Source organism: Streptomyces sp. NPDC002276 (assembly GCF_053891435.1).
Window position 1 is genome coordinate 117,899 of record NZ_JBSFCQ010000021.1, and the last position, 21,452, is coordinate 139,350.

General features: G+C 70.4%; 18 protein-coding genes and 1 tRNA gene. 9 read left to right on the forward strand and 10 right to left on the reverse strand.

Annotated features, from left to right (window positions below):
* Positions 1 to 691 precede the first annotated feature (691 nt).
* A complete protein-coding gene (locus ACWIHT_RS39195) occupies positions 692 to 2,233 on the reverse strand; it encodes an MFS transporter (protein ID WP_456173290.1) in 1,542 nt (513 codons plus the stop codon).
* 62 nt (positions 2,234 to 2,295) lie between these two features.
* Between ACWIHT_RS39195 and ACWIHT_RS39200 the strand changes: the two genes are divergently transcribed.
* Complete coding sequence (locus ACWIHT_RS39200; protein WP_456173292.1) at positions 2,296 to 3,264, forward strand: helix-turn-helix transcriptional regulator; 969 nt, start codon at positions 2,296 to 2,298, stop codon at positions 3,262 to 3,264.
* A 7-nt stretch (positions 3,265 to 3,271) separates the two neighbouring features.
* Here ACWIHT_RS39200 and ACWIHT_RS39205 read toward each other — a convergent pair whose 3' ends face one another.
* Positions 3,272 to 4,003: a TetR/AcrR family transcriptional regulator gene (locus ACWIHT_RS39205; RefSeq protein ID WP_456173293.1), complete on the reverse strand. Its 732-nt coding sequence runs from the start codon at positions 4,001 to 4,003 to the stop codon at positions 3,272 to 3,274.
* Positions 4,004 to 4,448: 445 nt separating this feature from the next.
* Positions 4,449 to 5,447: a sigma-70 family RNA polymerase sigma factor gene (locus ACWIHT_RS39210; RefSeq protein ID WP_456173294.1), complete on the reverse strand. Its 999-nt coding sequence runs from the start codon at positions 5,445 to 5,447 to the stop codon at positions 4,449 to 4,451.
* A gap of 216 nt (positions 5,448 to 5,663) precedes the next feature.
* Here ACWIHT_RS39210 and ACWIHT_RS39215 point away from each other — a divergent pair, with 216 nt between their 5' ends.
* The gene (locus ACWIHT_RS39215) at positions 5,664 to 6,194 is read left to right on the forward strand and encodes an N-acetyltransferase family protein (protein WP_456173325.1); all 531 of its coding nucleotides are present in this window, start codon (positions 5,664 to 5,666) and stop codon (positions 6,192 to 6,194) included.
* A 34-nt stretch (positions 6,195 to 6,228) separates the two neighbouring features.
* Here the strand turns inward: ACWIHT_RS39215 and ACWIHT_RS39220 are convergent, their stop codons facing one another.
* Positions 6,229 to 7,020: a dioxygenase family protein gene (locus ACWIHT_RS39220; protein WP_456173295.1), complete on the reverse strand. Its 792-nt coding sequence runs from the start codon at positions 7,018 to 7,020 to the stop codon at positions 6,229 to 6,231.
* Positions 7,021 to 7,118: 98 nt separating this feature from the next.
* On the opposite strand from ACWIHT_RS39220, the gene ACWIHT_RS39225 reads away from it, so the two are divergent.
* The gene (locus ACWIHT_RS39225; protein ID WP_456173296.1) at positions 7,119 to 7,625 is read left to right on the forward strand and encodes a MarR family winged helix-turn-helix transcriptional regulator; all 507 of its coding nucleotides are present in this window, start codon (positions 7,119 to 7,121) and stop codon (positions 7,623 to 7,625) included.
* Positions 7,626 to 7,737: 112 nt separating this feature from the next.
* On the opposite strand, the gene ACWIHT_RS39230 is transcribed toward ACWIHT_RS39225, so the two are convergent.
* Positions 7,738 to 9,303: an MFS transporter gene (locus tag ACWIHT_RS39230; protein ID WP_456173297.1), complete on the reverse strand. Its 1,566-nt coding sequence runs from the start codon at positions 9,301 to 9,303 to the stop codon at positions 7,738 to 7,740.
* 143 nt (positions 9,304 to 9,446) lie between these two features.
* Positions 9,447 to 10,091, reverse strand: a complete 645-nt coding sequence (locus ACWIHT_RS39235) for a TetR/AcrR family transcriptional regulator (protein WP_456173298.1) — start codon at positions 10,089 to 10,091, stop codon at positions 9,447 to 9,449.
* Between the two features lie 313 nt (positions 10,092 to 10,404).
* Here ACWIHT_RS39235 and ACWIHT_RS39240 point away from each other — a divergent pair, with 313 nt between their 5' ends.
* Positions 10,405 to 11,688, forward strand: a complete 1,284-nt coding sequence (locus ACWIHT_RS39240; RefSeq protein ID WP_456173299.1) for a M6 family metalloprotease domain-containing protein — start codon at positions 10,405 to 10,407, stop codon at positions 11,686 to 11,688.
* A 120-nt stretch (positions 11,689 to 11,808) separates the two neighbouring features.
* A complete protein-coding gene (locus ACWIHT_RS39245; RefSeq protein ID WP_456173300.1) occupies positions 11,809 to 13,479 on the forward strand; it encodes an IclR family transcriptional regulator domain-containing protein in 1,671 nt (556 codons plus the stop codon).
* Between the two features lie 24 nt (positions 13,480 to 13,503).
* Here ACWIHT_RS39245 and ACWIHT_RS39250 read toward each other — a convergent pair whose 3' ends face one another.
* A complete protein-coding gene (locus tag ACWIHT_RS39250) occupies positions 13,504 to 14,784 on the reverse strand; it encodes an MFS transporter (RefSeq protein WP_456173301.1) in 1,281 nt (426 codons plus the stop codon).
* 276 nt (positions 14,785 to 15,060) lie between these two features.
* On the opposite strand from ACWIHT_RS39250, the gene ACWIHT_RS39255 reads away from it, so the two are divergent.
* Together ACWIHT_RS39255 and ACWIHT_RS39260 are read left to right on the forward strand one after the other, a co-directional pair.
* Positions 15,061 to 15,133: transfer RNA gene (locus ACWIHT_RS39255), tRNA-Arg, on the forward strand.
* 244 nt (positions 15,134 to 15,377) lie between these two features.
* Positions 15,378 to 15,944: a Uma2 family endonuclease gene (locus ACWIHT_RS39260; protein ID WP_456173302.1), complete on the forward strand. Its 567-nt coding sequence runs from the start codon at positions 15,378 to 15,380 to the stop codon at positions 15,942 to 15,944.
* Between the two features lie 25 nt (positions 15,945 to 15,969).
* On the opposite strand, the gene ACWIHT_RS39265 is transcribed toward ACWIHT_RS39260, so the two are convergent.
* The 3 genes from ACWIHT_RS39265 to ACWIHT_RS39275 form a co-directional block, all read right to left on the reverse strand.
* A complete protein-coding gene (locus tag ACWIHT_RS39265) occupies positions 15,970 to 17,106 on the reverse strand; it encodes a DUF475 domain-containing protein (protein WP_456173303.1) in 1,137 nt (378 codons plus the stop codon).
* A 187-nt stretch (positions 17,107 to 17,293) separates the two neighbouring features.
* Positions 17,294 to 18,424 (reverse strand): GNAT family N-acetyltransferase, encoded by a 1,131-nt coding sequence (locus tag ACWIHT_RS39270; RefSeq protein WP_456173304.1) that lies wholly within the window; start codon positions 18,422 to 18,424, stop codon positions 17,294 to 17,296.
* Between the two features lie 203 nt (positions 18,425 to 18,627).
* Positions 18,628 to 19,815: an MFS transporter gene (locus ACWIHT_RS39275; protein WP_456173305.1), complete on the reverse strand. Its 1,188-nt coding sequence runs from the start codon at positions 19,813 to 19,815 to the stop codon at positions 18,628 to 18,630.
* A gap of 71 nt (positions 19,816 to 19,886) precedes the next feature.
* Here ACWIHT_RS39275 and ACWIHT_RS39280 point away from each other — a divergent pair, with 71 nt between their 5' ends.
* Together ACWIHT_RS39280 and ACWIHT_RS39285 are read left to right on the forward strand one after the other, a co-directional pair.
* Entirely contained in the window at positions 19,887 to 20,861 is a 975-nt protein-coding gene (locus ACWIHT_RS39280; protein ID WP_456173306.1) for an ArsR/SmtB family transcription factor, read from the forward strand.
* An 83-nt stretch (positions 20,862 to 20,944) separates the two neighbouring features.
* A complete protein-coding gene (locus tag ACWIHT_RS39285; RefSeq protein ID WP_456173307.1) occupies positions 20,945 to 21,448 on the forward strand; it encodes a glutathione peroxidase in 504 nt (167 codons plus the stop codon).
* Positions 21,449 to 21,452 lie beyond the last annotated feature (4 nt).

The following is a 21,452-nucleotide window of genomic DNA, read 5'->3' on the forward strand; positions in this document are numbered from 1 at the left end:
AAATCCCCAACCCTGGGGGTGTCACCGACCGCTCACCTTTCCGCACGCGCCGTCGAGACATCCCACCCGGCCGCACGCTTTACCCCTTTTATGCATGCGCGGGCAAGACCGCCCCTATCCGCACCGGGGCGGGACGACTTCCCCACGTGACGGCAATCGATCAAGACCAAACAGATTCGGCCAAAGCACCCCCGCGCCGCCGACGCCCCAATCGGCCGACAGCACACCCGCCGAATTAACCGGCCGACACCTCGGCAATTACTTTCCGAGAGGCAATCCGAGACGAGCGGAAATACGGCGAATCGGCGCCAGGAACGGATTCCCGTCCATGAATCGACGGTTCACCGCAGCACATCACCAAATATCGACTAATGGATAAGGGCATGGCCCTTCGGCCGCATCGCCTCACCCCTCCCGCTCCCCCTCCCGCCCCATCTTTCACCCTGTCAGTTTTCTTGCGGGGCAGGTGAGTTGAGCACCCGAGCCGCTCCGAAGCCGGAGTGTCCGGTCCAGAAGCGGTTATTTCGTCACACAGCGTGCCGTTCGGTACCGAGTCCGCCGTCGGATCCGCCCGGCGTGCGCCTCCCCTCGCACACCGGCGTACGCCAACTCCGACGGCTCGCGTCGAGCGCCCCACCCCCGGTACTGCCTCGGGGCGGGGCGCTCGACCGCGGTGCGTCAGCGGATGACGTCAACTCCCGTCGGAGACAGCCCCCTTGGCCGCCATCCGCGCCGTGGCCGCCCGCGCCGTGGCCGCCCGCCCCGGCAGCGCGAACATCAGCAGGAAGATCAGGCCCATCACCGCGGCGACCCAACCCAGCGCGTTCTGGAAGGCGTTGACGAACGCCGGACCCACCTCGGCCGGGGTCAGCCGGTCGCCGATCGACCCGAAGAAGACGACCGACACCAGCCCGAGCCCCAACGCGTTGCCCATCTGCTGCACGGTGTTGATGAGTCCGGACGCCGAACCCGCGTACTCGCGCGGCACCTCGGAGAGGATCGTGTCGGTCAGCGGGGCGAAGATCAGACCCATGCCGGCGCCCATCACGACCAGTGGGAGCGCCATCTGCCAGGAGGCGATGGCCAGTTGGTACCGGTCGGCCTCCCAGAGGTACAGCAGCACGCCCACGACCATCACCAGCGCACCGGCCTGGAGCACATTGCGTCCGCCGACGCGCGGCACCAGTTTCTGCACGGACATCCCGGCCGCCACCGAGCAGGCGATCGAGAACGGTACGCCGGTCAGCCCCGCCCGCAGCGGGCTCCAGCCGAGACCGGTCTGCATGTAGAGCGTCCAGACCAGGAAGAAGATGCCGAGTCCGACGCCGAAGACAGTCTGCACGGCGATGCCGGCCGCGAAGCTCTTCACCTTGAACAGGGAGAGCTCGACCAGCGGGGACCCGTCCCGCTCGGCCTTCCGCTTCTCGTACGCCACCAGGCCGCAGAAGACGCCGATCGAACCGGACATCGACACGAACCCCCAGGCGGGCCAGCCCAGTTCGTCGCCCCGGGTGAGGGGATACAGCAGCATCAGCAGCCCGAGGGTGACCAGGGCGACGCCGACGAGGTCCAGCTTCAGCGCGCGCGGGGCCTTCGACTCGGTGATGAAACGGCTGCCGAGGATCAGGCCCGCGATGCCGACGGGCAGGTTGATCAGGAAGATCGGGCGCCATTCGAGACCGAAGAGGTTCCACTCGGTGAGCAGGGCGCCGAGCAGCGGACCGGAGACCGCGCCCAGGCCGACGATCGCGCCGAACAGCCCGAACACCTTGCCGCGTTCGTGCGCCGGGAAGGTGGCGTGCACGATCGACAGCACCTGCGGCACCATCATCGCGGCCATCCCGCCCTGGAGGATGCGCGAGGCGACCAGCGTCTCCGGGTTCGCGGCGAAGCCGCACAGCGCGGAGGCGAGCGTGAAGCCGCCGATCCCGAGCAGGAACAGCCGCTTGCGGCCGTAGATGTCGCCGAGCCGTCCGCCGGTGATCAGTCCGGCGGCGAAGGCGAGCGCGTAACCGGCCGTTATCCACTGGATCTGGCTGAAGGAGGCGCCCGCGTCCCGCTGGATCGAGGGGATCGCGACATTGACGATCGTGACGTCGACGAGGTCCATGAAGGCCGCGGTCATCACGATCGCGAGGGCGAACCAGCGCCGCCGGTCGCCTGCGGCGGGCTGACCGGTGTGGTCCGTCGCCAGGCGGGGTGCGCTGAGCGCGGTGGTCTCAGTTGAGGTCATGTGTCGAAGTTAGAAGACAACTAGGCCAGATTATGTCCTAGTTCTACGGCATCCTCGAACTCATGACCACGGACACTCCGGCCCGGCTCCTCCAGCTCCTCTCCCTCCTCCAGACGCCCCGCGAGTGGCCCGGCGGCGAGCTGGCCGACCGGCTCGGGGTCTCCCGTCGCACGGTCCGGCGGGACATCGACCGGCTCCGCGAACTGGGCTACCCGGTGCAGGCGACCCTGGGCGCCGACGGCGGCTACCGGCTGGTCGCGGGCAAGGCGATGCCGCCGCTCGTCCTCGACGACGAGGAGGCGGTGGCCATCGCGGTCGGCCTGCGCGCGGGCGCCGGACACGCGGTCGAGGGCGTCGACGAGGCCTCCGTACGGGCGCTGGCGAAGCTGGAACAGGTCCTCCCCGCGCGGCTACGGCACCGGGTCGCCACGCTCCAGGCCGCCACGACCGCGCTGACCAGTGGCGACGGGGCGAGCATCGCGCCCGAGACGCTGACCGTGATGGCCTCGACGGTGGCCGGCCACGAGCGGCTGCGGTTCGCCTACCGCGCGGGCGACGGCACCGAGTCGCGCCGCGTGACCGAGCCGTACCGACTCGTCTCGACCGGGCGGCGCTGGTACCTGGTGGCGTACGACCTCGACCGCGAGGACTGGCGGACGTTCCGGGTCGACCGGGTGAGCGAACCGTTCGCCACGGGGGCGCGGTTCGCGCCGCGCGAGCTGCCGACGGGGAGTGCGGCGGAGTATCTGCGGCAGTCGATGTACCGGCAGCAGCGGGCCTACGAGTACACCGTGACCTTCGCCGCGCCCGCCGACGCCGTCGCCGCGCGCGTCCCGGCCTGGATGGGCACACCCGAGCCGCTCGACGCGCACAGTTGCCGCCTGCGCGCCACGACCGGCGACGAGGTGCGCTGGCTGGCCGCCCGGCTGGCCCTGCTGGAGTTCGAGTTCACGGTCCAGGAACCGGCGGAACTGGTGCGCTGCGTACGGGAGTTGGGGGAACGGCTGAGCAGGGCGGCAGGGGGAGAGTAGAGCCGCCTCACCCCACGCCCCGCGCCGCCCCGATCTCCCCCCAGGGAAAGCCCCGCAGCGCCCGCAGGTTCCGCAGCGCCGACTCCGCCGGGCCGGCGAGCGTGCCCGGGTGTTCCTTTCCGGTGGCCCAGCCCTCGACCGCGGTCCGTACGGCGGCGCTCGCGACGGCGGCGGCGAAGCGCAGTTCCGGGGAGGTGGCGCTCGGGGCGTGGGCGGCGAGGGTGGGGTCGCCGTGGGTAGGGTCGCCGTGGGTGACACGTTCCAACAGGACCTCGCCCAGGGTCCGTTCCGACGTCTGGCAGACCTCCGCCCACACCTTGCGCAGGCCGGGGCTGGACTCGGCCATGCCGATCAGGGTGCGCGCCCAGGTCCACGAGTGCGTGGAGACGCCCACCCCGGGGGTGAGCGTGTGGCGCACGCCGTGTTCCAGGGCCTCCGGCACCGACAGTGCGGGCGGGGCCGCGCGTACCGCGTCCGCCCAGCGCTGGGCGCCGGCCGCGTAGAGCGGGGCGACGGCCTCTTCCTTGGTGGCGAAGTAGCGGTAGAAGGTGCGCGGGGCGATACCGGCACGCTGGGCGATGTCCTCGGCGCGGGTGGCCCGTAGCCCGTGTCTGGCGAAGAGTCCGGCCGCCGCCCGGGCGATCTCCATCCGGGTCTCGGCCTTGCGCCGCTCGGTCAGCGAGAGCGGTGCGGAGGGAGAGGCGGGACGGGGATCCGGTGCTGGGGTGGGGCTGCTCACACCGGCAGGCTATGCCGCTGTGGCACAATCTGCCATTCGGCGGGCCACCCCGGTGTTCAGGTACGGGGTGCCCCGCCATCCCACCATGTCCGCGCCTCGCCCGCCCCGCCGCGCGTGAAAAAAGAGCCGGGCCCCGACGCCTGGGGGGACAGGCGCCGAAGCCCGGCTCGGGAGAGTCCCGGCGCCGGGGGGGGATTTGCGTCGGGACTTGGCTCGGTGGGTCGTGGGGCAACGCCCGTATCTCCAACTCCTGGGCCCTGAAGTCTTGTTCCCCGGGCCTCGCGGCTTGAAGCGGCGTCGCACGGCCATGTTTGCGCGGTCTCCCGCCACCCGGCGTACGCGGCCGGGCGCGCACCCGGGGTCGTACGCGCCCCCGGGGCCGCCATGGCCGCCGGGGCTGTCGAGCGGTCGGACCCTCCGGCGCCCCCGCCGGAGGGTCCGACGCTTACGCCGCCGCGTCGAAACCGGTCTGGCTGGCCAGCTTCTTCAGTTCCAGCAGGGCGTGCTTCTCGATCTGCCGGATGCGCTCGCGCGTGAGGCCGTGCTCCTTGCCGACCTCGGTGAGCGTGCGCTCCCGGCCGTCCTCCATGCCGTACCGCATCTTGATGATGGAGGCCGTGCGCTGGTCGAGGCGGCCGATCAGGTCGTCCAGTTCCTCGCTGCGCAGCAGGGTCATGACGGACTGCTCGGGCGAGACCGCGGAGGTGTCCTCCAGGAGGTCACCGAACTGGGTGTCGCCGTCGTCGTCCACCGACATGTTCAGCGAGACCGGGTCGCGCGCCCAGTCCAGGACGTTCGTCACCCGCTCCGGGGTCGACTCCAACTCGGCGGCGATCTCCGCGTGCTCGGGCTCCCGCCCGTTCTTCCGGTTGAACTCGCGCTGCACGCGCCGGATCCGGCCCAGCTCCTCCACGAGGTGGACGGGGAGCCGGATGGTCCGGGACTGGTCGGCGATGGAGCGGGTGATGGCCTGACGGATCCACCAGGTCGCGTACGTCGAGAACTTGAAGCCCTTGCGGTAGTCGAACTTCTCGACCGCGCGGACCAGGCCCGCGTTGCCCTCCTGGATCAGGTCGAGCAGGGGCAGGCCGCTACGGGGGTAACGGCGGGCCACGGCCACGACCAGCCGGAGGTTGGACCGGATGAAGACGTCCTTGGCACGCTCGCTCTCGGCGACCAGGGCCTCCAGCTCTTCGCGGGTGGCGTCCGCCTGGGACACCTCCTCGCCGTCGAGGACCTGGCGCGCGAACACGCCCGCTTCGATGGTCTGTGAAAGCTCGACTTCCTTGGCGGCGTCGAGCAGCGGTGTACGCGCGATTTCGTCGAGATACATGCCGACCAGGTCGCGGTCGGCGATCTCGCCGCCATGGGCGCGAACACTGCGTGCCACGCCGGAGGTCTCGCCGGAGGCGGACTTACGACGGGCGACGGCACGGGTTGCCATGCGTGCTCCCTTGCGAATGGGGGTCCCCCCAGGCCCTTTGGCACTGGGGGAGGGTCAGCAGGTGTTCGTCGGATGCTCGGGCACTGTCTTCTTCGTGACTCTTCTCGTGTGCCCTGCATCTGATGGAAACAACGACTGGAATCCGGACAGAATTCCCGACCCACTCCCCTATTTTTCTGATCTTGCAGTACCCTGTCCGGCCACAAGGGAGGCATGATGCCGTCGGAACGTACAGAGGTGCAGGTCAGGCCGGGAGTCGAGGGTGACCTCGACGCCCTCACCGACCTCTACAACCACTACGTACGCGAGACCCCGATCACCTTCGACACCGCCGCCTTCACGCCGGAGGAGCGCCGTCCTTGGCTGCTCTCCCACCCTGAAGACGGCCCATACCGCCTGAAGGTTGCCGTCGACGGGACCTTCCAAGGAAACTCACAGCGAATCCTCGGCTACGCCACATCCAGCCCTTACCGGGCGAAGCCCGCCTACTCGACCTCGGTCGAGGTCACGGTCTACCTCGCCCCCGACGCCGGCCGCCGAGGCATCGGAACGCTGCTCTACAAGGCCCTGTTCGCGGACCTGGCGGCCGAGGACGTGCACCGGGCGTACGCGGGCATCGCGCAGCCCAACGAAGCGTCCACGCGGCTGCATGAACGCTTCGGTTTCCGGCTGGTGGGGGTCTACCGGGAGGTGGGCCGCAAGTTCGGCCGCTACTGGGATGTCGCCTGGTACGAGAAGGAGTTGTAGCCCTCCCCGAAGGGGAGGGCCTTTTGCCCCGCGCTCAGCCGAACTGCACCGACCGCTTCGCCATCCCCATCCAGAACCCGTCGATCACGGACTGCTGCGCGTCCAGCTCGCCGCTCGCCTCCGCCGCGCCCATGGTGACGAACAGCGGGGCGAAGTGCTCCGTGCGCGGGTGGGCGTAGCGCCCGGCCGGTGCCTTGTGCAGGAAGTCGAGCAGACCATCCCAGTCGCGGGCCTCCAGCGCCCGCCTGCCCCAGTCGTCGAACTCGGAGGACCAGGTGGGCACTCCCCCGCCGGTGTGGCGCAGGGCGGCCAGGTTGTGGGTGAAGAAGCCGGAGCCGACGATCAGGACGCCCTCGTCGCGCAGGGGCGCCAGCTTGCGGCCGATCTCCATGAGCTTCACCGGGTCGAGGGTCGGCATCGACACCTGGAGGACGGGAATGTCGGCGGCCGGGAACATCTCGACGAGCGGGACGTACGCCCCGTGGTCGAGGCCGCGGTCGGGCACGTCCTGCACGGGGATGCCCGGGGCGCGCAGCAACTTCCGTACGGACTCGGCGAGTTCGGGTGCGCCGGGGGCGTCGTAGCGGACCTGGTAGTAGTGCTCGGGGAAGCCCCAGAAGTCGTAGACCAGGGGGACGGGGTCGACCGCGCCGAGGGCGAGGGGGGCCTCCTCCCAGTGGGCGGAGACCATGAGGATCGCCTTGGGGCGGGGGAGGTCGGCGGACCAGGCGGCGAGTTCACCGGGCCAGATCGGGTCGTCCGCGAGGGGCGGTGCGCCGTGGCTGAGGTACAGGGCGGGCATGCGCTCCGGTGCGGCGGTGGACATGACGGTCACTCCCCATGCTTGAACTCTCAAATTCCCTGTACCGGAGCTTACGCCTCGTTTGTTTAACCTTCAAGGAGCACTCTCGTACAGTGGAGTGCATGAACACGGCATCCACTTCCGCAGAACCCCGCTGGCTCAGCGCCGAGGAGCAGCGTGTCTGGCGCTTCTACATGCACGCCAGCACCCTCCTGGAGGACCATCTGGACCGCCAGCTCCAGCGGGACGCGGGCATGCCGCACATCTACTACGGCCTCCTCGTGCAGCTCGCCGACACGCCGGGCCGCCGGCTGCGGATGACCGAGCTGGCCATGAACGCGAAGATCACCCGCTCCCGGCTCTCGCACGCGATCGCGCGGCTGGAGAAGAACGGGTGGGTGCGCCGCGAGGACTGTCCCTCCGACAAGCGCGGCCAGTTCGCGGTGCTGACCGACGCGGGCTACGAGGTGCTCAGCCGGACCGCGCCGGGTCATGTGACCGCCGTACGGCAGGCGTTGTTCGAGCGGCTGAGCCCGGAACAGCAGAAGTCCCTCGGCGAGATCATGGAGATCGTCGCCGAGGGACTTCAGCCCAACGAAGCGGGCGCGGATCTGCCCTGGCTCCGCTGAGTCGCTCAACTCGGCGGAGAGCCAGGGCAGTTCCTGGGAGTCGTACGTACGGGGCGTCCCCTTCCCCGTACGTACGGATGGTGCGAAGGGGGTACGACCGGGTCGGGCGTCGTCAGTGGGCGACGACCGGGATCTTGAACTCGTCCTCGGCGGCGCCATCACCGGAGGCGACCGGGTCGGAACCCTGCTTGCCCGCGTTGACGAGGACCGAGACGATGACCGCGGCCGCGACCAGCATGCCGACGGCGAACCAGATGGCGTTGGTGTAGCCGTGCACCTGGCCCTGGAGCGCGACGAGTTGCTGCTGGGTCTTGGAGGTACCCGCGCCGGCGATGTGGTCCTTGATGTACGCGGTCGTCGCGGAGGCGGCGATCGTGTTCAGCAGGGCCGTACCGATGGCGCCGCCCACCTGCTGCGAGGTGTTGACCATCGCGGAGGCGACACCCGCGTCCCGGGGCTCGACGCCCAGGGTGGCCAGGGACATGGCCGGCATGAACGCCGTACCCATGCCGAGGCCGAGCAGCAGCATCGCGGGCAGGATGATCGAGGCGTAGGACGAGCCGATCTCCAGCTGCGTCATCAGGAGCATGCCGACCGCGGCGACCAGGAAGCCGGGGCCCATGAGCAGGCGGGCCGGCAGGCGGGTCATCAGGCGGGTGCCGATCTGGGTCGATCCGACCATCATTCCGACGATCATCGGCATGAAGGCGAAGCCGGTCTTGATCGGCGAGAAGCCCTTGACGACCTGGAGGTAGTAGGTGAGGAAGAGGAACGTGCCGAACATCGCGATGATGGCGATGCCGAGCGAGAGGTAGATACCGCCGCGGTTGCGGTCGGTGATCACGCGCAGGGGCAGCAGCGGGGCCTTGACCCTGGACTCGACGATGACGAACGAGACCAGCAGGACCGCCGACGCGATGAAGAGCGCGATGGTCGAGGAGTCGCCCCAGCCGTTGGACTCGGCGCGGGTGAAGCCGTAGACGAGCGAGACCAGGCCGAGGGTGGAGAGCAGGACGCCCGGGATGTCGAGCGGGTTGCGGTTGCGGCCGCCCGCCGGCTCACGGATGACGAAGTACGCGCCGAGCGCGGCGACGATCGCGAACGGGATGTTCACGAAGAACGTCCAGCGCCAGTCGAGGTACTCGGTCAGCACACCGCCGAGGATGAAGCCGACGGCGCCGCCGCCACCGGCGATCGCGCCGTAGATGCCGAACGCCTTGGCACGCTCCTTGGCGTCCGTGAACATCACGGCGAGCAGGGAGAGCGCGGCGGGCGCGAGCAGTGCGCCGAAGGCGCCCTGGAGGGCACGGGCGCCGAACATCATGGCGCCGGTGGTGGCCACACCGCCGAGGGCGGACGCGGCGGCGAAGCCGGTCAGACCGACGACGAAGGCGCGCTTGCGCCCCCACAGGTCGGCTATCCGGCCGCCGAAGAGCAGCAGACCACCGAAGGCGAGGGCGTAGGCCGTGACGACCCACTGCCGGTTGCCGTCGGAGATGCCCAGATCGGTCTGGGCGGACGGGAGGGCGATGTTCACGATGGTCGCGTCGAGCACGACCATCAGCTGGGCGAGCGCGATGAACGCGAGCGCCTTCCAGCGGTTGGAATGGGCTTCGTGCTCGGCGGCCTCGGAGGCCTTGTCGAGAGCGCCCGAGGCGCTTCGAGCCGTTTCAGACATGGTGGTACCCACTTCGGGACTTCGTGACGGAAAAATACGGAAGAAGGACGTGATCGGGGACGGCTCGTCCACGACGACGAGAGCCGGTGCTTGTTGTTGAGACAGGCGTGACGCTCGGAACTAATCGGCGCCGAACTAATCGGTCAGCACTGCCGGAGATCCTCCATGGTCGCGGCGGTACCGGGCAGGACCGAGCGGGCCGGGGCCCGCAGTCCGTCCAGGAACAGCTGCAAGTGTCGGTGTACGAAGCGGTCGGCGCTGAGGCAACCGGTGCCGGCCGGGGGCCTGCTGAGCTGGGCCACGGCGACCATCACATCGCCGACACCCACGTCCGTACGGAGCTGTCCGGACCGCCGGGCGCGGTCCATGACCTCGTCGATGAGCTGCTCCACCCGCTCCCGCGCGGCTTCCAGGTCCGGGTGGAACTGGTCGAACGTGCTGGAGATCATCGGGCACAGCGCGCTGATCCGTTCGTCGGCGGACACGTGCACGAAGCGCTCCAGAGCGGCGAAGGCATCGCCGGTCTCGGTGAGCGCCTGCTCGGCGGCCTCCGACGTACGGTCCATGACCGAGACGACGACCTCGCGAACAAGGGCGTCACGGTCGGGGAAGTTGCGGTAGAGCGTGGCGTTGCCGACGCCGGCCCGGCGGGCGATCTCGTCGAGCGGCACATCGGGGCCGAACTCGACGAACATCTCGCGGGCGGCGGTGACGATCCGTTCCCGGTTGCGCAAAGCGTCGGCGCGCGGCCGGGGCACCTTTCGCTGTACGGGGGTCGCGGTCGTCACGGCGTACTCCTAGGGCTCTGGCTCTGAAGGTCTTGGACTGCTGACGCGATCCGGGGATCCACTCCCCGTTTCGCTCGGACACATGGCTAAACGGGGAAACGCTCCCCGGTTATTTCCCACTCAGTGGGACATTTGATGTGACCTGGGTCACATCTCGTTCGGGCTCCTGTTCAAGCCCCTATTAGGGCCCCTTTTCCCGCTGCACCACACGGTCGGTCGCCTCCAGCGCGCGCCCTCGCACCGCACGACACAGGGTGATCGAAAGGGTGCAGCCGGAGACCGGCGGCTGCCGTGGCGCGAAGGGTCTCCCCGCATGCAGCCCAGCCGTCGGATACGCCCGCGCCGCGTGGCCGCCCTCGCGTCCGTGACCGTCCTGACCCTCGCGGTCAGCACCTCGGCCGGTTCCGGGCGCCTCACCCCGGGCGCCACGACGGCCGCGGGCCCGGTCGCGCTCGCCCGCACCTCCGCACTCGGCGCCTGCATGATCAACGGCCCCCTCGACACCGAGATGTCCGAGGGCATCCCCACCCCGGGCGGCTACTCCCGCTCCACCGGCACGGTCCACGCCCTGACCCTGATGGTCGACTTCTCCGACGCCCCCGGCCAGGGCACCGCCATGGACCGCTACCACGAGTTCTTCCCGCAGACCCAGGAGTGGTTCCGCACCAGCTCCTACGGCCGCCTCGACTACCGCCCCGAGACCCCGGTCACCCACTGGCTCCGCATGCCCAAGCCCTTCAGGTCCTACGGCATAGAGCGCGGCGCGCCCTTCGACCCCGGGTACCGGCAGCTCGTCCAGGACATCGTGGCCGCGGCCGACCCGACCGTGGACTTCCGGTCGTACGACCTCCTGAACGTCCTCGTCACCCCGAACGCGGGCCCCTCCGCCCTCGACACGGTCCTGTCGGTGACGTTCGCCGGCAACACGGAGGCCCCTGTCGCGGACGGCGTCCCCGTCTCCAACGCCTCCTTCGTCTACTCCCGCCAGGACGACGGCTCCGGCTCCTACTCCCGCACCGGCTACCGCGTCCTCCCCCACGAGAACGGCCATGTCTTCGGCCTGCCCGACCTCTACACCCAGGAGGGCGGGGGCGCGGTCGGACACTGGGACATCATGAGCGAGGACTGGGGCGCCGACAACGACCTCCTGGGCTGGCACAAGTGGAAACTCGGCTGGCTCGACCCGTCCCAGGTCAACTGCGCGATGACCAGAGGCACTTCGGAGTACACCCTGACCCCGCTGGAACGCCCCGGCGGCGACGGCACCCGCCTGGTCTTCGTCCCCCTCTCCCGCCGGACGGGCTACGCCCTGGAACTGCGGACGCACGAGGGCAACGACGAGGCGGTGTGCCGCCCCGGCGTCCTCATCTACAAGGTGGAGGCGGACGTCGACACGGGGATGGGCCCGGTGAAGGTGTACGACGCGCACCGGGACAGCGGGGGCTGCACCCGGAGCCCCAATGTGCACGCCGAGCTGTCGGACGCACCGTTCACCGCGGGTGAATCGTTCAACGATCCTCGCAGGGGGGTTCGGGTCACGGTCACGGGGGCCGACGCGGAGGGGAAGTACCGGGTGACGGTCACGCGGACGCGGTAGGGGGGCGGGGCTCAGGGGATGGAGCACCGCTCTCCTAAAGCGGGTGTCGCATGCTCGACAGTGACCGCACCGGGCGCGGGCTTACCGTAGGGCTGCCGAGATCGCCGTACCGGAGAGCCGATGCCCGCTGAGACCACGTTGGACGACCGTGCCGGAGCCGTGCCCGTCGAGGCGGTCGCCCCGTTGATCCGCGGAGTCGCCGTGGTGCGTCAACTCACCGACGCGGGCGGCACGTTGAGCCTCAGCGCGCTAGAACGGGCCACCGGCCTTGCCCGTTCCACGGTCGACCGGATCACCGCGACGCTCGCCCGCATGGGATACGTCCGTCTCGACGGCCGGGACACGGTTCTCACGCCTCGGATCATGGAACTGGGCAACGCCTACCTGGCCGCCCTCCGCCTGCCGGCCGTCCTCGACGCCCGCGCGGACGCCGTCGCCGACGAACTCGACGAGTCGGTGTCCCTCGCCGTCGCCGACCGGGACGGCATCCGGTTCATCCACCAGGCGACCCGCCGCCGCGCGATGTCCCTGAGCTTCCGCATCGGCGACCTGCTGCCGGCCGAACGCACCGCGCCGGGACCGCTGTTCGCGACGGAGTGGACCGAACGCGACTGGGCGCGCTGGCGCGAGCGCCGGTCGGCGGACCCGGAGGACCGGGGCTTCCCGGCCGTACCCCCGCGTTCGCCGTCGTCCCCCGGCCCCGACTTCGAACGCTCGGTGGTGCTGGCCCGCGAGAACGGCTGGGCACTGGACGACCAGCTGATCGAACCGGGCCTGGTGGCGGTGTCCGTACCGGTCCGCGATCCCCGTACCGGCACGATCGCGTGCGTCGCCAGCATCGTGAGCCACACCAGCCGGCATACGGCGGCGGAGCTGCGGAACACGCTGCTGCCGCGGTTGCGGGCGGCGGTCGAGGCGATGGAGGAGGACCTGCGCACCGCACCCCGACCGGACTCGGTGGCCGCGCCCTCGGGCCTGGCGACCTGGACGGGCGCGTCCAAGCAGGAACTGGGCCGGGAGTTCGTCGAGTCCCTGGCCCGCGGACTGACGGTCCTGACGGCCTTCGGCGAGGGCCGCGCCGAACTGACCCTCACGGAGGTCGCCCAGGCGACGGGCCTGGCCCGCGCGACCGCCCGCCGCGCACTGATCACCTACGAACATCTGGGCCTGGTGACCCCGTCCGGGGACCGCCGCTTCGCCCTGACACCCCGGGTGCTGTCGCTGGGCTTCCCCCCGCTCTCCCGCACCACCCTGCCGTCCCTGGCGACCCCGCACCTGACCGCCCTCGCCGCCCGCATCCACGAGTCGGCGTCCCTGGCGATCCTCGTGGGCGCCGACATCCAGTACACGGCCCGGGTCGCCACCAGCAGCGTGATGAGCGTGAACATCGCGGTCGGCACCCGTTTCCCGGCCTACGCGACGGCACTGGGCCGCGTCCTGCTGTCCGACGCCCCGCCGACGACCGTACGGGACGCCCTGACGGCCCCACGTCCCCTGACCCCCCACACGCTGACCGACCCCGGGGCGCTCTCGGCCACCCTGGACCAGGTCCGGACCCAGGGATACGCCCTGGTCGACGAGGAGTTGGAGGCGGGCCTGCGCTCACTCGCCGTCCCGGTCCGCGACCGCACCGGCCGGGTGGTCGCCGCGCTGAACACGGCGACCCATGTGGCACGCCGGCCGGCCGAGGAGTACGTCGGCGCGGTGCTGCCCGAACTGCTGGAGACGGCGGGCCGGATCGAGGCGGATCTGCGGGTGGCGGGACGGTTCACTCGGGTGGCGGGGTCCTGACCGGGGCCGGAACCGGCTCGACGGCTACGCCTTGGCTGCCGTTCCCGCCAACCCGCGCAGCCGCACCACCCACACCACGATCGCGGCCAGAGTGATCGAGACGACCGCGGTGGCCATCCCGGCCCGGATGCCGACGGACACCGTGATGCCACTCGCGACCAGGGCGCCGAGCGGGACGCCCAGGCCTGAGGAGAGCATGCGGCGGGTGGTGTTGACCCGGCCCTGGAGTTCGGCCGGGGTCACCTCCTGGGAGTAGGTCATCGTGTTCACCAGCACGACCAGATAGGCGGTTCCCCAGGCCGCCAGCGCGACCAGCGCGATCCGCCAGTCGGTACTGAGCACGACCACGAGCCCGAGCAGCGCGCCGACCGGCAGCACCAGGAGCAGCAGCGGAAAGGCGTCGTAGCGGCGCCGGAGCCGGGGCAGCAGCAGGGAGCCGCCGATGCCGCCGGCGCTCCACGCCATGTAGAGCAGGCCGATACGGCCGTCGGTGCCGTGGATGCCGAGGCCGCGGTCGGCGAAGACGACGAGCTGACCGACGATGGCTCCGCCGGAGAACGACTGGAGCGTGCCGACCACGGTCATGACCCGCAGCGTCGGATGCCCGCCCAGAAAGCGCAGCCCCTCGCCGACGGACTCCCGGAACCCCGGTCGCGGAACCGAAGAACTGGCGGCGCGGGCAGGTGAGTTGGCGACGGCCCGGAGGAACAGCGCGGAGCCGGCGAAGCTCAGGGCGTCGAGGGTGAGTGTGCCCACGGGGTGGACGAGGGCTATGAGGACGCCCGCGATGCCGTTGCCGATGATGCGGACGACGGTCTCGGCGCCGTAGAGCGCGCTGTTGGCGTCGGCGAGCCTTTCCTTGCCGACGAGGGCCGGGACGAACCCGTACCCACCCGCGTCGAAGAAGAGGGAGAGGCTGGAGGAGAGGAACGCGACCACGACGACGTGTCCGACCGTGAGCGCGTGCAGGGCCTGGGCGAGTGGCACGGAGCCGAGGCAGAGTGCGCTGAGGCAGTCGGTCACGATCATCAGGGCGCGCCGGTCCACCCGGTCGGCGACCGCGCCCGCGATCAGCCCGAACGCGAGGTAGGGCAACGTCCCGGCCGCCGCGACCAGCGACACCAGCAACGGCGACCGACTCTGCTGGAACACCAGCACAGGCAGCGCGACGGTGGTCACGGCGGACCCGAGACCGGACACGGCACGGGAGAACCAGAAGTTCCGGAAGCCTGGGCTCCGCCGGAGGGACGGGAGAGGAGGAGGGACGGGCGGGTTGGTGTCCGCGTCGGTGACGCTGTCTGTCATCTGTCGAACTCCATGCCGAAGGACCGGCGGGCGCGGTGGCCCGTCGGTGCGGTGTGCTGTAGGGGTGACATCAAAAAGGGTCGACACCCGGTCCGGTTGATGACCGGAGGTGGTGTCGACCCGAAGGAATGAACTGGGCGGATTATAGCAAGGACGCGCGACCGGACCGCCAGAACTCCCAGCACCCCGGCCCCCCAACAACGCGCCGGCCGTCAACGCGCCACGCGCTACACTGACGCCGGTGGCGCAGCCGTACGTCGGTTACGCGGCCACCGCGCCTTCGTAGCTCAGGGGATAGAGCACCGCTCTCCTAAAGCGGGTGTCGCAGGTTCGAATCCTGCCGGGGGCACCGGTTCGATCAGGGCTCGGGCCCCGGGCTTCCCACGTCAGGGAGGGTCCGGGGCCTTTCTCATGGCCTGTCCGAAGGACTCGGACGCAACTCCTGCCGTGGGCCCGGTGATCGGACGGCCGCCAGTGGGTGCGCGCGGGACACCCGTGCCGGACGGACGGCGGACAGTACGCTGAACGCAGCGGGATCGGGCCCGCCACACAGCGTCCGGGAGGTACTCCATACAGCGTCCGGGAGGTACTCCATGGCGGCCGAGATGATGGCCCCGGCGTGGACACATGAGCAGATCACGGCGGAGGAGTACCAGTCCTGGTCCGCGGAGCAGTGCGCCGGGATCGAGATCGTGGACGGGATGGTCGTCGTGGGCGCGACCGCGTCCAAGCGGCACAACCGGCTGGCCCGGATCCTGGCGAACGCCCTTGATGCCGCCTCGGGCCCGGAGTGGAACGCCGACACGGACTTCGACGTCCGGCTCCAGGACGTCCCTCTCACCAATCGCCGCCCGGACGTCGTCGTGTACCGCGCCGACACGATCGACATCACCCCCACCCGCCCAGAGCACGTGCTGCTGGTCGCGGAGGTGGTCTCGCCGGGTTCGGAGACCACCGACCGGATCGTGAAGGTCGACCAGTACGCCAAGGCGGGCATCGGCTTCTACTGGCGGATCGAGCAGGCCGCGACAGGCGTTCCTCTCGTGTACACCTACGTTCTCGACCCCGCGACGAAGACCTACCGGGACGGAGACGTGTTCATGGGGGTCCTCAAGGCGGCAGCCCCCTTCCCGATGGAAATCGACCTCGGCCAGCTCTGATCCAGGGGGTTCGACTCCTTCCGCGCTACGGCACCCTCGCCGCATCCGTGTCCTCAGCCGCCGCCCCCGCCCCGTCCTCCGCCGCCGCGAGCGCGTTGTTGCGTCGCACCGACGACCAGAACGACCACCCGATCAGCAGGACGCCGACCAGGCCGGTGATGACCTCGTTGATCTGGTACTGGATGGTGATCATGAGGATCACGGCGAGGGCGCCGATCGCGTAGTGGGCGCCGTGCTCCAGGTAGACGTAGTCGTCGAGCGTGCCCTGGCGGACCAGGTAGACCGTCAGGGAGCGGACGTACATCGCGCCGATGCCGAGGCCGAGGGCCATGAGGACGATGTCGTTGGTGATGGCGAAGGCGCCGATCACGCCGTCGAAGGAGAAGGACGCGTCCAGGACTTCGAGGTAGAGGAACATGAAGAACGCTGCCTGGCCCGCCAGTACCACCGGCGAGCGTTCGCCGCCGCGTTCCCGTTCCTCCGCCTCCGCTTCCTCCTCCGCCTCCAGGCGGTTCTCGAAGAAGCCGGAGAGGCCGCCGACGATCATGTACGTGATCAGCCCGGAGATGCCCGAGATCAGGACCGTCTGCGCCTTGTCCGCGTGGGCGCCGCCGTGCTGGTGGGCGTGGGTCGCGAAGGTGAAGGACGTGATCAGGAGGACGATCAGGGCGAGGCAGACCGAGAGCATGTCGACCTTGCCGAGCTTGGCGAGCGGGCGTTCCAGCCAGCCCAGCCACTTGATGTCGCGGTCCTCGAAGATGAAGTCCAGGAAGATCATCAGCAGGAACATGCCGCCGAAGGCCGCGATCGCCGGGTGGGCGTCGGTGACCAGCTGTTCGTAACGGTCCTTGTCGGTCAGGGCCAGGTTCACGGCGTCGATCGGGTTCTTCTTCGCCGTGACGGCGACGATGACCACCGGGAACGCCAGGCGCATGCCGAACACCGCGATCAGGACGCCGACCGTCAGGAAGATCCGCTGCCAGAAGGCGGACATCTTCTTCAGGATCCCGGCGTTGACCACCGCGTTGTCGAAGGACAGCGAGATCTCCAGGACGGCCAGGATCGCGATGACGCCGAACGCCGTCCAGCCGCCGTACCAGACTCCCAGGGCCAGGCCGAGCGCGGTGACCGCGAACGACCAGCGGAAGGTCTTCAGAAGCACGGGTTGCCCCTTCCTGTTGTCGCGCGGTCGCCCGCGGGCCGGGTGTCCGTCAACAGCCCCGACCATCATCGGCGTTGTCTACCACGGCCGCCTGTCGTGCGGGTGACGGGGCGGGCCCGGGGCACGAAAAAAGGGGCCCTCGACCTTCCCGGTCCAGGGCCCCTTCCGCGTCGATGTCGCCGCGTCGTCACTTCCTGGGTGCCGTGCGTCCCGACGTCCGCAGCGCGCCCACCGTCTTCAGGAGGCGGTCCGCCGGGTCGCGCAGCGACTGGTGGGCCAGGACCGTGTTGCGCAGGCCGCGGACCGGGCGGCGCCACAGGCGGTGGGCCGTCGCGACCGGGTGGGGGCGGGTGGCGAAACCTTCCCCCACGCGCAGCTCGCGGGTCTTGAGCCAGTCCTTCCACTCCTTGTCGCCACGCCCCAGGTCCATGAGCCGCACGCCGTGCCGGCCCGCCTCCTCGGCCATCCTGAGGTGCATGATCAACCCCGGGGAGTAGTACCGGAGTTCGGGGTCGTACGCCGTGAACCAGGCCGCGAAGAGGGTGCGGGACGTCGGGCCGAAGTGGGCCGCCACCGGGCGGTCCCCGGCGTAGAGGACGGACAGGATGCCGGTGAAGTGTTCCTCGCGGACCCGGAACAGGTGGTCCACCAGGTCTACGATCCAGGGGCGGGCGAAGCGGTCCATGCGGCCGGTTCTGCGGTACTGGGCGGACTTCCAGCGCATCAGCGTGTGCAGGACCTCGGGGTCGCGGTCGTCGTAGACGAAGCGCATCTCGCCGAGGTCGCGGCCGAGCCGGCGTTCCTTCTTCAGCGTCGTCTTGGCGATGCCCGGGTACGCGCCGCGCAGCCACTCGGCGTACGGGACCTCGCCGTCGCCGTCCTTCAGGTCGATCACCGGGGAGGCGAAGGTGCCCGTGACATGGCGGCCGAACGGCTGCTGTTCCTCGACCAGATGGTCGAACTCGAAGACCGACAGGCCGCAGGCGCGCAGGAGTTGCTGGACGTCCCAGGTGACACCGGGCCGGTGCACGAGGGCCTGGCAGTCGGAGAGGCCGAGGCCGATGGCCCGGCCGACGCCGACGGGGTTGCGCTCGTACGGGAAGAAGCCGACCGGCTCCTCGCCCTCGTGCAGAACCGCCACCTGCGCACTGCCGCGATAACGGCCGACGCCGTCCGCGAACTCCGGTGCCAGGAAAGGGTTCGCGTAGTCCGGCGACTCGTCCATCGCCTTGTGCCAGGCCTGGCGGAGCGAGGTGCTCAACTCCTCCGGTCTGTGGATCGTGATGTCCGCCTTGCCATTGGATCGCATGGATCGCATGGGCGACCGTCCCCCCACATTTCCCCCACGACGCGTCGTCCGCGCCCTTGCCTACTCGTCCCACGGTACGACGAGACACGAAGAGTTCGGCAGGTCTCAAACGTCGCGAAACAGTACGGACGCTGTCAAGGATGCCTCTGGTCACGGAAAAGTACGGATCCCGCAGATCGTACGGATCGTACGGATCGCTCGGCCGGTGTCGATCAGGACGCACCGGCGGAGACCGTCAGCAGTCGTTCCTGGCGGGCGCGGGACGCCAACACCCCTGTCACCGCCACCGATCCGGTCGCCATCAGGGTCATCGCCGTTGCGGGAGAGGTCAGTTGGGCCGCCGTGCCCGCGAGGGCCGCGCCGACGCCCTGCATGGTGAGCATGCCGGCGGAGCGCAACCCGAGGGCGTGGCCCGCGAGTTCGTCGGGCGTCAGCTCCATCAGACGTTCCTGGAGGACGAGGCTCGCGCCGTAGCCGACGGAGCCGACGCACACCGCGATCGCCACCCATGGCAGGCCCGGCCGCAGCGCGAAGAACAGGTACGGCGCGGCCAGCAGGAGGCGCAACGGGATGTCGAGGCGGGCACGCAGGGCGGGCGGTACGAAGCGGCCCAGGGTCAGGTCGCCGACGAACATGCCCAGCGCCGCGCTCGCGAACAGCGTGCCCGCGGACCCGGAGTCGTAGGGGACGTAGAGGGATTCGCAGCCGACGATCAGGCCGTTGGGGATCCACATGCCGAGGAAGGCCAGGCGGCGGGGGCGGGAGGACCACAGGAGGGCGTTCGTGCGCCAGGTCGCGGCGACGGACGGGCGGCCCGCGGTGCGTGGCGGGCGGGCGGTCAGGCCCAGGCGCAGCAGCAGGGCCGTGGTGGCGTACAGGCCCGCCGACAGGAGCAGGCAGGCGCGCGGGGACAGGAGTGCCAGCAGGGCGCCGCCCGCCGCGAACCCGGTGACCTGCATCAGCCCGGACGCCATGTTGAACACCGAACGCCCCAGCAGGAAGCCCCTCTTGGGCAGGATCTCGTTCAGCAGGCCCCCGCTCACTCCCCCGCCCAGCGAGGCGATCAGGCCCTGGAGGAACACGACCGCGAAGACCGCGCCGATCGGCAGACCGCGCAGCGCGAGCAGCGCCGTACAGCCGGCGAAGGCGGTGTTGATGCCGGTCAGTGTGGCCCGCGGGGGCAGCCGGTCGGCGCCGGAGAGGAAGAAGGTCGCGCCGATCATCTGGGCGAGCTGCGGCCCGAACATGCTGACCGCCGACAGTAAGGGCGAGTCCGTGGCCCGGTAGACGAGGGTGGCGAGGGACAGACCGCTGATGGTCAGAGCCGCGTTCTGGGTGGCGAAGGAGAGGAAGAACGGGGTGTATTCGGGGGTGCGGAAGAGCTCGCGGTAGCTGCGCATGCGCGGAGTCTGCGGGGGTGCGGGCGCGGGTCGTATTCTTTCGCGCGGACGCGAAAGAAGCGGGGGTGCGGATGGGGTGGTGGCAGCTCAACGCCGACACCCTCGCCCGGAGCCGGTTCGTGCTGTCGTCGTTCGCCGAGACCTTCGCCTCACTGAAACTGCTGCACGCCGGGGTGGGCGCGCACCCCGGTGAGCAGGAGTGGCTGCGCGACCATCTCCCGGGCTACCGGCGGCAGTTGGCGGCCGATCCGGTCACCGGGGCGCTGGTGCGGGCGGCACTCGGGCGGTCCTGGATCGCCGACTTCTTCTGCCCGACCCAGACGGACCGGGAGTCGTTCGCGGAGACCGTCGCCCGGGTGCGTACGGCCCCGCCCGCCGCCGCGCGCGCGAACCTCACGGTCTCCCTCGCCGGACCGCTCCCCGCCGCCCTGGAGCGCGACGATCTGCCCGAGCGGGCGGCCCGGCTCCTGGAGTACGTCTGGGAGGAGACCGTACGGCCGTCCTGGGAGCGGCGGCGGCGCGTCCTGGAGGCCGATGTGGTCGCGCGGACCGCACAGGTGAGCCAGGGCGGCTGGGCGGCCGTGGTGGACGCGCTGCGGCCGGGGCGGACGCGGTGGCTCGGGGAGAACCGGCTCCAGGTCAATCTGCACGAGTATCCGCCGCGCGAGATCTCCGGCGCGGAGTTGCTCTTCGTGCCGGTGACGGCGAGCGGGGCGAGCGGCGGGTGGGTGTCCTGGGAGGAGCCCGACCGGTACGCGATCGTCTACCCCTGCGCGGGCGCGCTCGCCGACCATCGCGGGCGGCCGGTGCCGGCGGCCCTCGGCGCGCTGCTGGGGACCGCCCGGGCCGGGGTGCTGGTGCTGCTCTCCTCGCCGATGAGCACCAGCCAGCTGACCGCCGTGACCGGGCAGGGGCTCGGCTCGGTGGGCCGGCATCTGAAGGTGCTGCTGGACGCGGGGCTCGTGGAGCGACGGCGGGCGGGGCGCTCGGTGCTGTATTCGCGGACGGTGACGGGGGAGGTCGTGGTGGAGGCCGCGGGGGCGTGAGTGGCGGAGGCTGCCGGGGCGTGAGTGGCGGAGGGACATGGCCCGCTCGCGAGAACGACATTTACCGGAGTTAGCATCCGGTTATGACGACTACAGAGAACACGGGTCCCCTCGCCGTCGAGATCGGGTCGCTCAAGGGCGGCTCGGCGGACCTCTCGCAGTACGCCGGCCAGGCCGTCCTCGTGGTGAACGTGGCCTCCAAGTGCGGGCTGACCCCCCAGTACACGGGCCTTGAGCGGCTCCAGGAGCGGTACGCGGCACAGGGCTTCACCGTGCTGGGCGTGCCCTGCAACCAGTTCCTCGGGCAGGAGCCCGGCAGCGCCGAGGAGATCGCCGAGTTCTGCTCGGCGACCTACGGCGTGACCTTCCCGCTGACCGAGAAGGTCGAGGTCAACGGGGACGGGCGGCACGAGCTGTACGACCGCCTCGTCGGCTTCGCGGACGCGGAGGGCCACACCGGCGACATCCGCTGGAACTTCGAGAAGTTCCTCATCGGCAAGGACGGCACGGTCGTCGCCCGCTTCTCACCGCAGACCGAGCCGGAGTCGGCGGAGGTCGTGGCGGCGGTGGAGGGTTCCCTCGCCTGAGAAG